At 38.8% G+C, this 12,555-nt stretch carries 13 protein-coding genes; 2 read left to right on the top strand and 11 right to left on the bottom strand.

Annotated features, from left to right (window positions below):
* Positions 1–5: 5 nt before the first annotated feature.
* The 4 genes from ACNJYY_RS06885 to ACNJYY_RS06870 form a co-directional block, all read right to left on the bottom strand.
* Positions 6–1,268: an ABC transporter substrate-binding protein gene (locus ACNJYY_RS06885; RefSeq protein ID WP_416731117.1), complete on the bottom strand. Its 1,263-nt coding sequence runs from the start codon at positions 1,266–1,268 to the stop codon at positions 6–8.
* A gap of 41 nt (positions 1,269–1,309) precedes the next feature.
* A complete protein-coding gene (locus ACNJYY_RS06880) occupies positions 1,310–3,403 on the bottom strand; it encodes a glycogen debranching N-terminal domain-containing protein (RefSeq protein WP_416731116.1) in 2,094 nt (697 codons plus the stop codon).
* Positions 3,404–3,477: 74 nt separating this feature from the next.
* Entirely contained in the window at positions 3,478–4,494 is a 1,017-nt protein-coding gene (locus ACNJYY_RS06875) for a LacI family DNA-binding transcriptional regulator (RefSeq protein ID WP_416731115.1), read from the bottom strand.
* A gap of 139 nt (positions 4,495–4,633) precedes the next feature.
* On the bottom strand, positions 4,634–4,972 hold the full coding sequence (locus ACNJYY_RS06870) for a LapA family protein (protein ID WP_416731114.1): 339 nt from the start codon (positions 4,970–4,972) through the stop codon (positions 4,634–4,636).
* A 125-nt stretch (positions 4,973–5,097) separates the two neighbouring features.
* Between ACNJYY_RS06870 and ACNJYY_RS06865 the strand changes: the two genes are divergently transcribed.
* Complete coding sequence (locus tag ACNJYY_RS06865; protein ID WP_416731113.1) at positions 5,098–5,772, top strand: haloacid dehalogenase type II; 675 nt, start codon at positions 5,098–5,100, stop codon at positions 5,770–5,772.
* A gap of 228 nt (positions 5,773–6,000) precedes the next feature.
* Here ACNJYY_RS06865 and ACNJYY_RS06860 read toward each other — a convergent pair whose 3' ends face one another.
* The 4 genes from ACNJYY_RS06860 to ACNJYY_RS06845 form a co-directional block, all read right to left on the bottom strand.
* Positions 6,001–6,567 carry a hypothetical protein gene (locus ACNJYY_RS06860; RefSeq protein ID WP_416731112.1) on the bottom strand — a complete coding sequence of 189 codons (567 nt, stop codon included), beginning with the start codon at positions 6,565–6,567 and terminating at the stop codon, positions 6,001–6,003.
* Entirely contained in the window at positions 6,560–7,192 is a 633-nt protein-coding gene (locus ACNJYY_RS06855; protein ID WP_416731111.1) for a hypothetical protein, read from the bottom strand. Before ACNJYY_RS06855 ends, ACNJYY_RS06860 begins: the two co-directional genes overlap by 8 nt.
* 185 nt (positions 7,193–7,377) lie before the next feature.
* Positions 7,378–8,295 carry a CobW family GTP-binding protein gene (locus ACNJYY_RS06850; protein ID WP_416731110.1) on the bottom strand — a complete coding sequence of 306 codons (918 nt, stop codon included), beginning with the start codon at positions 8,293–8,295 and terminating at the stop codon, positions 7,378–7,380.
* Between the two features lie 73 nt (positions 8,296–8,368).
* Entirely contained in the window at positions 8,369–8,947 is a 579-nt protein-coding gene (locus ACNJYY_RS06845; protein ID WP_231607455.1) for a thioredoxin family protein, read from the bottom strand.
* Between the two features lie 424 nt (positions 8,948–9,371).
* Here ACNJYY_RS06845 and ACNJYY_RS06840 point away from each other — a divergent pair, with 424 nt between their 5' ends.
* The gene (locus tag ACNJYY_RS06840; RefSeq protein WP_416731109.1) at positions 9,372–9,878 is read left to right on the top strand and encodes a cupin domain-containing protein; all 507 of its coding nucleotides are present in this window, start codon (positions 9,372–9,374) and stop codon (positions 9,876–9,878) included.
* Between the two features lie 44 nt (positions 9,879–9,922).
* On the opposite strand, the gene ACNJYY_RS06835 is transcribed toward ACNJYY_RS06840, so the two are convergent.
* The 3 genes from ACNJYY_RS06835 to ACNJYY_RS06825 all read right to left on the bottom strand — a co-directional run bounded on the left by ACNJYY_RS06835 (position 9,923) and on the right by ACNJYY_RS06825 (position 12,501).
* A complete protein-coding gene (locus ACNJYY_RS06835; protein ID WP_416731108.1) occupies positions 9,923–11,026 on the bottom strand; it encodes an MBL fold metallo-hydrolase in 1,104 nt (367 codons plus the stop codon).
* A gap of 261 nt (positions 11,027–11,287) precedes the next feature.
* Positions 11,288–11,464, bottom strand: coding sequence for a hypothetical protein (locus tag ACNJYY_RS06830; RefSeq protein WP_416731107.1), 177 nt, complete (start codon positions 11,462–11,464; stop codon positions 11,288–11,290).
* A gap of 35 nt (positions 11,465–11,499) precedes the next feature.
* Entirely contained in the window at positions 11,500–12,501 is a 1,002-nt protein-coding gene (locus tag ACNJYY_RS06825; RefSeq protein ID WP_416731106.1) for a S8 family peptidase, read from the bottom strand.
* Positions 12,502–12,555: the final 54 nt, after the last annotated feature.

Here is a 12,555-nt window from a genome sequence, read left to right as displayed (position 1 = left end):
AGTCTTTATTCTGTTACTTTTATCTCTCTGTTCGCCTGTCTCTCTGCATCTTTTAAGGCTTCTTTTAAAGGACGGTCACCTAAATAAGCACTTAGAAATTGGTTGTTGAAATTGTTCATCACGATTGGCAATGTTGGACCATCCTGCCATACCGTTGCATATTCTGCGCCGCTCACAAGAGGTCCGCGAAGTTCATCTTGATCAAAACCTAGTTCAGTAGCTACAGACTTTCTTGTCGGAAGAGCAAAGCCCTTGCTCGTCCATTTCTTCATTCCTTCTTTACCCGTGAGATATTCGATAAGTTCCCATGACTCTTTCTTATGTTCAGATTCTGCATTCATCGCGTATCCGACTGCAAAGGACATCGTCCCTTTTTTACCGTTTACTGTCGGCAGTTCTGCCGTTCCATAATCAAGCTCTGGAAACGTGTCTTCTAAAAAAGGAATGTTCCAGTTCCCTTCCATTACCATGGCTGCATTGCCACGCCCGAACATCTCACCAGCGGATTGCCCTGCACCCACTTCTGAAGGCGTTGCTGCAGTCTTATCTTTTATGTGCATATCAACCACTGGCTGGATCGCGTCCACGACTTTATCATCAGCAAAAGTGGCTCGACCATCTGTGATGACCTGTCCATCCTGAGATTCTGCCATATAATACATCCGTTCAATCTGTGGAAGCATACCAAGTCCGTACACTTGCTTTTCTCTGTCCGTCAGCTTTTTTGCGACTGCCTCCATCTCTTCCCACGTTTTTGGAGGTTCTTTTATTCCAGCTTCTTTGAACATTTTTTTGTTATAAAATAAAGCGAGTGTTGAGTAATCTTTAGGCAAACCGTAAAGCTTCTCACCTTCTTTAAAGGCATCAAGCATCGGTTTTTCGAAATCTTCCAGATCAAATTCTTTTGTCACATACTTATTTAGCGGTTCAACAGCGCCTGTCTCAATGAGAGCAGGAGCTTCAAAAGCATCAAGATAGAATACATCTGCTGCGGTTCCACCGATCAATCGCGTCTTCAGTACATCCATGTATTGATCACTGATCGTATTTAGTTTTACATCAATATGAGGATGTTTTTTTTCAAAATCTGATAGAACTTCGTTTAACAATTTCTTCTCAGTCGGATTTCCCCCCCAACCACTCAGAACAATCTCTGTTTTACCTGATTGGGTTTCTTCTTTTCCATTGTCATTTCCACAGCCGGTTAACATCGTTGCTAGAATTAGCGAAGATACACCGCATGCGGACAGCCACTTGGTACGTCTCATCTTCTAAAACTCCCTTCTCTACATAAAGTGAACGAACCATTCTATTTTTGAATCACTTCATATCCCGTCGTATTTTCTTTTATCTCTACGGTCGTTTCTTCATCCTCACGTTGAACATGAACGGAAAGATATCCTTCTCCAATTTTAATTCGGTCAACGTTTAGTTCGTTCATCTCTTTCAACAGTTGTGGAGAGAGGTAGATGACTTTGTTTAAACTATCAGGAAATAATCCAAGAATGGTTTGGATGAAGACTAATGGTGTCCCTGCAGCCCAAGCTTGAGGTGAACATGCTACTGGATATTTCACTGCTCTTCCTGCTTTAGAACCATATCCACAGAAAAGCTCAGGCAGTCTGTCATATTCAAAGTGACTCGCGGCAGCAATCAATCCAGAGATCACTGTGTTTGCATCACTTTGGTGTTTTACTTTACTCATGCCAAGCAGGATCATACTGTTGTCATGCGGCCATATGCTACCATCGTGATAACTCATCGGGTTATACCCCGCTTCTCCTTCTGCCATCGTGCGAATACCATAACCTGAGAAAAATTGTGGAGAAACAAGTTTTTCTATCACCTTACTTGCTTTATGATCATCCAGCATCTCTGAAAAAAGAACATGACCAGGATTGGTCGTTAAAGTCCCTACCTGCTGTTTATCCTTATCTAATGCAATGGCATGAAACTCCTGATCTTCCATCCAAAACTTTTCGTCATACTGTTTCTTTAGCTTTTCTGCATCAAGACGAAGTTTAGTAGCTTCCTCTGCTCTGCCAAGTACATCAAAAATAGCAGCAATACCGATTTTGGCTTGATAGACATATCCTTGAACCTCAGATAGAGCTATCGGGGTATCAGCGTAATCTCCGTTTCGATGTACGATAGAATCACCAGAATCCTTCCAGCCCTGGTTCGCGATCCCTTTACTTGATTCTTGATGATATTCTACGAATCCATCACCATCACGATCCCCATATTCATCGATCCAGTTTAGTGCTGCATCTACATTCGACTGCAGCTGCTCTGCCAACGATAAATCACCTGTCCATTTTGTATATTCAGATAAAAGGACCAAAAACAGAGGTGTGGCATCGATCGTTCCGTAATACGGTGTAAAAGGTACTTGGTTTGTAGAAGCCAGTTCTCCGTATCGAATCTCGTGCATGATCTTGCCAGGTTGTTCATCACGCCAAGGATCTACTTTCGTACCTTGTTGAGAAGCCATGGTTAATAGAGTACCTTTTGCTATTTCATGATTAAAAGCTAGCATCTGAAGCGCTGCGATCAAACTGTCTCTTCCGAAAGGAACACCAAACCAAGGTAATCCTGCTACCGGGAACGCTCCATGTCCAATGTCCGTTAACAATACGCGAAGATCCATAATGCCTCTGTCGACAAGTCTTTGAAGTGGTTTGTAGTCTGTTTGTACTTTTGTTGTATCTCTTTCCCAATCTGTATAAGAAGTCTTTAAAAGTTGAAGCGCTTTCTCAGGATCCATAACTGTTCCTGACTTTCCGTTAATTTCAGGTGTCACAGAGAATGTTACCCTCTCTGCCTCCCCGTGATTCAATTGAAAATTAAACGCGATCGTACCATCTTTATTTACCGTTTTTGCCTCTCGATCCCATTGTACTTTTGTAGCCCGTTCAACATCGTCAGCTCCTTTATAGAAGTACGTTAACGAGTTTTCTATAACTTCTTCGCCTGACCTTTTTCCAATCTCACCATATTGAAAACCTCGAATAATGAACATATCTGTAAAATCAGCGTCAACATGAACACTTATTTCAAAATTAACTGGTTTCGGATAATAGCTTTTCAGCTGAAGTGTCTCATATAATACGCCATCATAAATTAAGCGCTTTCTTTCGATCTCAATAGATTCCCTCCACAGAATGAGTTCTCCGTCTTTCTCCATGTGAGGGTTAGTCAGCAAGATCTTTGCTTCATAATTCTCATCCGCAGATGAAGATAGAAGAATGGGATCTTGACCGTTTATTTTGATATCGAACTTGCTAAGAAACCGGGTATCTTTTGTATACAATCCGAGTCCATAATCGTTCTCTTTAGGAATATTCCCTTTGTCATCTGTTAAAAAAAATAGATCGTTTTCTTTTATTACACGATAGTTCATGCTACAAATCCTCCTGATGTTATTAGTATAGAATGAATCCAAAACGTTTTCGGTCTTAGTCTAAGTAAAAACCACTATTTGTGGTTTTCGATTGATGACTCTCTTTTTATAAATGTCGTTTGCAGTACTTTATTCTTTTCTACTTCTTTCCCTTCCAACAGATTAGTAAGAAGTTTTGTCGCTTCAAACCCTAATTTATAGCGATCTTGTGCAATCGTAGATAATGATGGTGTTGAATAAGCAGATAAGATAATGTTGTCAAATCCGACAACAGATAGATCTTTCGGAAGTGTTTTCCCCATCTTTTTCGCTGCTCTTATTGCCCCCATCGCCATAAGGTCACTTGCACAAAACAATGCTGAAATCTCAGGATGTGCTTTTAATAGTTTGGTGGTTTCCCGTTCTGCTGTATCCTCCAAAAATGCTCCGTTTACTACATAACTTTCATTGAAAGGAATACCATTCTTCGTCAAAGCCGCTTGGTAGCCAGCTAACCGTTCCCTGCTGACAAAAGCTTGACTGTGCCCATTAATCATCGCGATATGTTTATGACCTAAATTCAAGAGATGTTCTACCGCTGTTTGTGCACCGTCTTTATTGTTGGTTGTTACATAGCCAACCGAATCACTTTCAATCGGAATATCAATAAGAATACAAGGGATATCACTTTTTAATACTTCGTCTAAGTAAGGATCATCCGTTTTAATACCTTGTAAGATCACACCTTCTACTTTTCTTTCCTTGCATAACTGGTTATACGTTTTTTCCTGCTGTTTTTTAGAATCCGTACTGATTAAGACGAGTTCATATCCTAGTTCTCCAGCACAGTCATTTACGCCACAAAGTACTTCAAAGGTAAAATTATCTTTACTTCCTTCAATTCGAAGTCCAGATACTAGCAATCCAATGGTTTTTGTTTTTTTCATCACGAGACTTCGTGCTAGTAAACTAGGACTATAATTAAGTTCTTGAGCGATCACCTTTATTTTTTCTCTTGTTTTTTCATTTACATCAGAGTAGCCGTTCAGCGCTCTGGAAACCGTTGTTACAGATACTCCTGCTTTTTTTGCAACATCTCTTATGGTAGCCATATTTCATCCTCCAAAACGTTTTGGAACTGATTAGTAGTTATCTTAACGCTTTTTGATATCGCTTTCAAGTATTAGTTTTATTACATAAAAAAACCCTGAGTGTAATCTTTCAAGACTACTTTCAGGGTTTCTTTTTCATCTACTTGTTTTCTTCTACTTTTTCATGAGGAACTTCTTCAGTTGGAGTTACAGGCTCAGAAGTATGTTCAGCAATACGTTCTTCTTTCCAAGATTCTTTTTCATTATGAATCTGGTGCAGCTTTTTCACTTGTCGCTGCAGCTGAATCACTTTAATCAATCCAAACAGTCCTACCGATAGGCCGCCGATTACGGCTGATCCTAAAATAACGAGTACTAAAGGCCAGTTGGCAGTTCCAAATAGGTAGTTGATCTCTACGTCACCGACGTTAATAACGGCGAATGTTGCTATAATTAGTGCAAAGATAAAGCCAAATAACAGATACAATTGCATTTTCATTATTATCACCTCATTGTTATCTATTCCCTCAATGAAAAGGAAATTCACCTAATTTTGTCGGAATTTTTTATCTAAGTTAAGCTGCTATGATTACGGGTATCTTTGTATTATGAGGAGGTGCTTCATTGACGTATAAAGCTTTTGTTTATGACGCATACGGAACACTTTTTGATGTACATTCCGTTACTGAAAAAGCCGAGATTCATTTTAAAGGACATGGTAAAGCCATCAGTGAAGAATGGCGAAAAAAACAAGTCGAGTACTTCATGCTTCACCAGCTAACTGGAACATACATTCCATTTTCAGAAATCACCCGCAATGCTCTTTTATATACTTTAAAAAAATTCTCTCTACAATGCAACGAAGAAGCACTTGTTTCTTTAATGGAGGCTTATCTAGAACTCCAAGTCTATGAAGAAGTTCCCGACACTCTTCATAAAATTCAACAAATTAATATTAAGCAAGTCATTTTTTCTAATGGAACTTATAAAATGCTAAAGCCATTAGTAAAAAAAAGAGAACTAACAGATGTAATAGACCTACTTTCAATTGAGGATGTTCAACAATATAAACCTGCACCTGCTGCCTATCAGTATGCTCAGGAGACGTTAGCTGTAAACCGGGAAGAAATTTTATTCATGAGTTCTAACTTCTGGGACATCACCGGTGCAGCAGCATATGGATTTAAGACCGCATGGATTAATCGAGGAAATCAGCCGTTGGATGTTCTAGGTATTACACCTCATTATATATTTTCCTCCCTTCACGATCTGTTGGACGAAAAAAAGCTGCACTCCTAATGAGGCAGCTTTTACCTATCTTTCGTATGACTTCTAGAATTAACTACATAATCAGGTATTAACAAAGTACCGATGAAGAATAAACTGCCCCCACCTATGCGAATAACCTCTCATGTTCAGTATCTATCATAAAAGAACTTAGCATAATTAACGCGCCCGTAATAACGAATGTAATTCCCCAATATCGATATTTCAATAAAAGATAAAAGCTCTCCTTGTTTTAAAAAGTTAATTTAGCCACTTCATGATGAATGACTTGTTTTCTTCCAATTCTTTTTCTTGTTTTTCAGAAGTAGGAATCTGCTCTCTTTGAACGTTACGGATCTTCTTTTCAGCTTTAGATTCTGAATAGTTCGTATGAGATACAAACCAACCGGCATCCTCTTTTTTTACAGAAACCCATACATCTTTTTGACATTCTGCACAAGACTTCATTTTGTAATAATGAAGTTTATAGATATATTCCTTTTTATTTATTCGATATTCAAACTGATCTAATGCTTTAAAGGAGTAGGTAGGTTGCTCTTCTTTATTTGTTTCAGAGATAATATCTACGTACTTTACTTTTTCTGAATCGGAGAGCAATCTATATTTCATTGATTCATTATTACTTAATACAGCCTCTCCCCACTGTCTGGCAATCCCTTGTGTCTCAACACTCGGATCATCAATGTCTACAAAAAGAAAGATAATAGAACTAACGATCAAGAACGCAAATAGCATACGTAATGTAAAACTTTGTCTTTTAGTTTCTTCTCTTACATTTAATTTAAATTCAATTTTGTTTTCATTCATCTCTTACTCCTGAATTCCTAGTCTCCACACTCACAACTGTTTGCCATGTTTCAGGACTATGACATTTCATTGCAGGAGTTAAATAGATCTCTTTATAACTTGATTTCAGCGAAAGACTCTCTTGATCTGCAAAATTCATGATTTCTCTTAAAGTCTCAATCGAGTTTTGATAGTGACCACTATGTAACTTTTGAACACAAGTATTCGACTCATAAGAAACAAGCTGCATGGATGGCAGCTTCTTTCTCAGTCTCTTTTCAACATTAAAACAAGCTTCTTCGAATATTTCTTCGGTTATACAATCGGGTACTTGCATCATTTGAGTGGTAACGGATCTACTTTCATTCTTCTCATGCCATAAGATCTCATGCGGCATTAAAGTAAATTTATAACTCAACTTATTTTTTGTTAAATGTTTGAGCTGATTTACCACTTTCCATACAACCCATTGTTCATCAACTGGCTCTGGTCTACCTGCCCAATCCATATGGTAGGCAGTGTTCATCTCTTGGGTAACATACTTCATAGCTGGTATCACACGAACCGCAACAGGTCCCCGCTTCATTTTATAGATCTCAGAATGAATGTTTCGATGGTCATGAGTCATTAACTTAGTTGTCATCATGATACCTCCTTCATGAAGGATTGGAAAATAATGATAATTAAAGGATAGCATAAAATAAACTAAATTTCTTTACAAAGGAGAGATTACAGTGAACAAAATGAGTTAATTGGATTAGGATAATAAAAAGATTAGGATAATAAAAAAGCAAAAAAACACTTGTAACCCAGAAGTCACAAGTGTTTTCTTTATTTACTTTCTACTTCAACTTCACTCAGCCCTCTTGTTAACTGATCAGGATCAAGGTCTTCTCCAATAAACACAAGTCTTAGTGGCATCTTCATCAATTCTTTTTCGTAAGTAGGCAAGCCATATGAGTATTGGAAAAGATAAATTTGATTTTCAAACTGAATATACCCTTTGATTCTGTAGATCGATGAGGGTACATTACGCAGCCAGTTTTCAAACAACTCTTTATTAACAGGTCCTTTAAACGAATAGATAAAAGTTTTGACCTTCAATTTATCTGTGGAAACAGACTGATGATCTGATCGCTTCTTTACGGAAAGTGAAAAAAGTTGAGACAGTTCTACATTCGCAAAATCTGTTAACACAAATGGAGTGCCTTCATTCAATCTTGATGCGTCACTCGCAAGCAGCTTCTTCTCTTTCTCCGTCAAACCGCTTATTTTGTTCCACACGATATAATCTGCGTGCTTAACCTGCTCAAGCATAAGCATTCTAGCCTGAACATTCATACTTTCTCGGTCCAGCCATCGAGGTGCGTCCATGATTGAGATGATTCCTAATATCTGCAGGTCGTCGATTAGATAAGGTGACAAACAGGCATCAAGTACATCAATCGGATGAGCGACTCCTGTTGCTTCAATAATTAACGTATCAAGCTCATTCTCTTTACAAAGTCCCCAAAGCTGTTTTTCAAGTTGATCTGATAAAGAACAGCAAATACAGCCGTTGAGAAGCTCTTTAAGCGGAACACCTTCTGGAACAGAATCAGAATCGATTGAAACTTTCCCAATCTCATTCATTAATACAGCTGTTTTATGATTATGTTCTTTTTCATACGACAGCAGCTGTTTGAGCAACGTCGTTTTTCCGCTTCCTAAAAATCCAGCTAGAATAATAACCTTCGCTTTCTTTTTCATCGTACACCTCGAACTTCGTTTCTATAGATTTCATCAATTTCTCTATTTTAACACAAACAAAAAAACAGCCGTTTTACAGGCTGTTAACATTTAGTTTAGCTAATAATTTTTTTATAATATCAAGGCTTACTTCTTCCCAAAGGGCATGGTCAGTCGTAAACAGACTAGAGATTCGATCAGCAAATAGCTTGAAGGCTTTTTCGTAACGTGGGTCTTCTTTTGAAGGTATCTTCTTTTTGCGCTCTTCAACAATTTGCTGCAATTTTGGCGCACGTGGTCCCCACTTTACAACTTCTTTTCCCTTCTCATCAATAAAGATGATGATAGGAATTGATTTTGCTTTTGCTGTTAAGTATCGATCCATTAATTCCGGATGCTGGTCACGTAAGATAAAGCGGATATCAATAAGTGCTTCATCTGCCATGCGCATAAAAACAGGAAGATTCAACATCGCATCACCACACCAATCTTCGGTGATTACGATCGCTCTCAACCGGTTTTTTTGGATGCCTTGCAACGCATCTTTCATAGGTTCAGGTAGCACGAATGAATTATATATCGTCAGCAAGTTTTCCTTGTGTGTTTTCATTGAATGGATATATGCATAGCGCGTCATGCCTTTATCAAACCATGTATTGAGGTCAGTCATCATCCTGTGTTCCTCCCTGTTTATCTTGTATTCTTATTTTAACCAAACAAGGGGGAGTTGTGGCAACGAAAACGCCTTACATTTATTTTTTTAGTTCTTTTAACCTGCTCTGAGCTTTTTCTGAAGTTGGGAAACAGCGAATAAAAGCAGGTATCTCTCATTCGGCGTTAACCGGAGCCAGTCCTTCGCTTTGTACTTCATACTGATTTCCACCTTTCACTAACATTATCATACCGTAACTATCTAATACCTCTTTTCACACAAAAGAAAACTTTTTTTCACACATAAGTTTTCGTCATTTAATGAGGAATTTCGCATTATTGCTCGTAATTTCTTTTTTCTCCTATACTATTTCTCGAAAGTAGAATGGTTTCTTTTCATAAAAATAAGGGAATGGATACGAAAACAGGGGAGGGGTTTAGTGGTTATGAAAATGCTAAGTGAAGATGTTAAAACTTTATTTTTTACAGACGATGGGACGATTCCAAATCATCCTTCCTGGCCCGTTTTGTTATACGTAGGAAAATTAAAAGAACCGCAGGATGCATTAGACGTCTTTGAACAAAACGGCTGGACAAATGGTTGGAAGAATGGTGTCTATGATTATCATCATTATCATAGCAATACCCATGAAGTTCTAGGTGTTATTAGCGGTGAGGCGGTTCTCCTTCTTGGAGGAGAAGATGGCGTTTCTGTTACTGTTTCAAAAGGTGATGTTATCGTTCTCCCTGCCGGTACCGGACATAAATGTATAGGATGCAGCACTGATTTTAATGTAGCCGGAGCTTACCCGAATGGAATGGACCACAACCTTAAAAAAGGTGAACCTGATGATCGACCAGCTGTATTAGATGATATTATGCTTGTTCCCTTACCTGATAGGGATCCTCTCTTTGGAAGTGATGGCCCGCTGTTGGAGTTGTGGAAAAGTTAATGAATACTTGCAAGAGTGCTCTTCACAGTGAAGAGCACTCTTTTTTAAATATTTGTATTCTCTCTCCACCACTTTGATCCAGCTAATGACTCTGAGCCAATGGTAACGGTCTCACCAATCTCTGGCGTACATATTTTTACATTTAGTTTTGTTGTTGCATTTACAGCCCTTTCAACAGGGTCTGTCCAATTGTGCAAAGACAGTGTAAAAGCACCCCAATGAATCGGTATCATGACCGTGCCTCTTACATCAAGATGAGCTTGTACTGTTTCTTCAGGCATCATATGTATCGCAGCCCACTTCTCATGATATTGTCCACATTCCATCAAAGTGAGGTCAAAAGGTCCATATCGTTTCCCAATCTCCTTAAAGTGTGGTCCATATCCACTGTCCCCACTAAAATAAATGTTGGAATCCTTTCCTTTTATAATCCAAGAACACCAAAGGGTAGAATTACGATCCGATATGCTTCTTCCTGAAAAATGTCGTGCAGGCGAGCAGATTAATGAAATTCCTGAAAACTGTATCTCATCCCACCAGTTACATTCTTTTATACGGTCTGGTTCCACTCCCCACCGCTTTAAATGTCCAGCAACGCCAAGGGGGACTGCAAAATTTTTCACTTTATGTTTAAGTTGTTTGATGGTTCCATAATCCAGATGATCATAATGATCATGTGACAAAACCACTAGATCCACTTGGGGAAGTTCTTCAACTTTAAAAGGCAGTTCTTTGCTATAACGTTTGTTTCCAAACCAAGGAACTGGCGACGGCGCGGAGCCAAACATAGGATCGAGAAGTATGCGTTTTCCGTCCATCTCTATCAATAATGCTGAATGTCCAAACCAAGTTACTCTTGTTTCTTGATTTGCTTCATCAGGTAACTGAAACGAATTTATAGGAATTGCTTTCTTAGGCTGACGATTCGGGTTTCCACTTAAAAATTCTTTTAATACAGGGAGCATAGAACGTAGATCGGTTGTCATCACTGTTTCTATCTGATTAGTAAAAGCACCCTTTTGATAGTGTTCAAGGGATTCATAGGTGCTCCTATCCTGTTTTGAAGGTTTCTTTCCAAAAACAGGATGAAACATAGTGAACAAAAATACGGCTATTATGATTACAAATAGAACACCTAATAAAAACATAGTTATGAGTTCCTCTCTATTTTACAGTAGTGCTCATATATTACTCCTTTTCAAATCATAGAAGCAACTTTCTAGTATGTATTGAAAATTTGTTCTCCCTAAGAAAAACGAACAACCTGCCTGCAGCGGAAACCAACTAACTTTAAAGAGCAACAATTATACGATGGCAGTTTTTTTGAGTACAAGTTAATAGAACGACAAAAAAGCTGATTCATGTGAATACTATCTCTCACAGAATCAGCTTTCAATCCATCTATTCATTTAAGCACTTTCCTTTTCCTTTTTCTTCACTGCTTTCTTTCGTTTTCTTTTCTTTTTCTTTTGAAGCTCTTCTTCTTTTGCTCTGTGCTTTGCACGTCTTCTTATCTCTTCATAAATTCTAATACAAAGAGTTGCAAAGCTGATCAGCAACGCAATAATCTTATACGCCATCCCCATACACGCCCTTTCTTCCTAAGAAACGGGGCAAATAATTATGATTCTGACTCTTTCGATGCAGCCGTTTCAATAGGAGTTCTCATCGCTCTTAAATTCTCCTGATCGCAAACTGCTTTTTCTTGTGCATTTAATACTAACAAGCCATTTCCTTCTGCTTTCTTTGTTAGTCCGATACTTAACGTATTTTTTACCAATTGAGCATAGACCTCAGCTTCTGAAAGTTCACGGCCAAACAATTTTTCTTCCCGTTCAATCATTAATGCAGCTGCTCCTGATACATGAGGCGTCGCCATTGAAGTTCCAGATAACTTTGCATATTTATTTCCTGGATAAGTAGAAACAACATCAACGCCCGGAGCAACCAGGTCAATCTCATCATTGGTGTTTGAAAACGGGGCAAGTTTCATTTTAGCATCCACTGCACCCACTTGAACGACCTCTTTATACGCGCCAGGATAAGCATGCTCATTCGTATTTTCCTTATTATCCCCTTCGTTACCTGCTGCACAGACTACAAGCACATCTTCCAATACGGCTCTTTGAATCGCTTCATGTAGCTCAGGTACATCTGTTGGTCCACCAAGTGACATAGAGATCACACGTACTCTTTCCCCATTTTCCCCTCTCCATTTAACGGAGTAATCAATAGCGTCGATGATCCCTTGGTAGGATCCACCGCCATCTTTACCAAGAACTCTGCAGATCAAGAGTTTCACATCTGGTGCCACACCCGCTACACCAGCATTGTTTAATGTAGCTGCAATCGTACCTGCCACATGTGTACCATGATAATGGGCATCTTGATAATCATCGGCATTCCCATCAACAAAATTTCGTCCATCAATGATACGTTCAGCAAGTTCCGGATGGCTTGTGTCACAGCCAGTATCTAATACGGCAACAACTACGCCCTGTCCTTTTTCACCATCACGCCAGAACGCAGGTGCATTGATCATCTCGACTCCGTATGGAATCTCTTCTTTTGATACTTCTATTACTTCTTCTAACACAAACGGGATCAAACGGACTTCACTCATCTTCTTTACCTCCTTTTATTTAGAAAAAGAATGTTTTGTAAAGCAAGTGACTGT

It is taken from the genome of Fictibacillus tiangongensis (assembly GCF_048083785.1).
Lineage (GTDB): Bacteria > Bacillota > Bacilli > Bacillales > Fictibacillaceae > Fictibacillus.
The sequence above is the reverse complement of the archived record's forward strand: the minus strand, read 5'-3'. Positions and strand labels throughout refer to the sequence as shown.

Bases quoted from the DNA above. Each gene is read 5' to 3' on its own strand.
- ACNJYY_RS06885 (WP_416731117.1), bottom strand. From the start codon at position 1,268: ATGAGACGTACCAAGTGGCTGTCCGCATGCGGTGTATCTTCGCTAATT.
- ACNJYY_RS06880 (WP_416731116.1), bottom strand. From the start codon at position 3,403: ATGAACTATCGTGTAATAAAAGAAAACGATCTATTTTTTTTAACAGAT.
- ACNJYY_RS06875 (WP_416731115.1), bottom strand. From the start codon at position 4,494: ATGGCTACCATAAGAGATGTTGCAAAAAAAGCAGGAGTATCTGTAACA.
- ACNJYY_RS06870 (WP_416731114.1), bottom strand. From the start codon at position 4,972: ATGAAAATGCAATTGTATCTGTTATTTGGCTTTATCTTTGCACTAATT.
- ACNJYY_RS06860 (WP_416731112.1), bottom strand. From the start codon at position 6,567: ATGAATGAAAACAAAATTGAATTTAAATTAAATGTAAGAGAAGAAACT.
- ACNJYY_RS06855 (WP_416731111.1), bottom strand. From the start codon at position 7,192: ATGATGACAACTAAGTTAATGACTCATGACCATCGAAACATTCATTCT.
- ACNJYY_RS06850 (WP_416731110.1), bottom strand. From the start codon at position 8,295: ATGAAAAAGAAAGCGAAGGTTATTATTCTAGCTGGATTTTTAGGAAGC.
- ACNJYY_RS06845 (WP_231607455.1), bottom strand. From the start codon at position 8,947: ATGATGACTGACCTCAATACATGGTTTGATAAAGGCATGACGCGCTAT.
- ACNJYY_RS06840 (WP_416731109.1), top strand. From the start codon at position 9,372: ATGAAAATGCTAAGTGAAGATGTTAAAACTTTATTTTTTACAGACGAT.
- ACNJYY_RS06835 (WP_416731108.1), bottom strand. From the start codon at position 11,026: ATGTTTTTATTAGGTGTTCTATTTGTAATCATAATAGCCGTATTTTTG.
- ACNJYY_RS06830 (WP_416731107.1), bottom strand. From the start codon at position 11,464: ATGGGGATGGCGTATAAGATTATTGCGTTGCTGATCAGCTTTGCAACT.
- ACNJYY_RS06825 (WP_416731106.1), bottom strand. From the start codon at position 12,501: ATGAGTGAAGTCCGTTTGATCCCGTTTGTGTTAGAAGAAGTAATAGAA.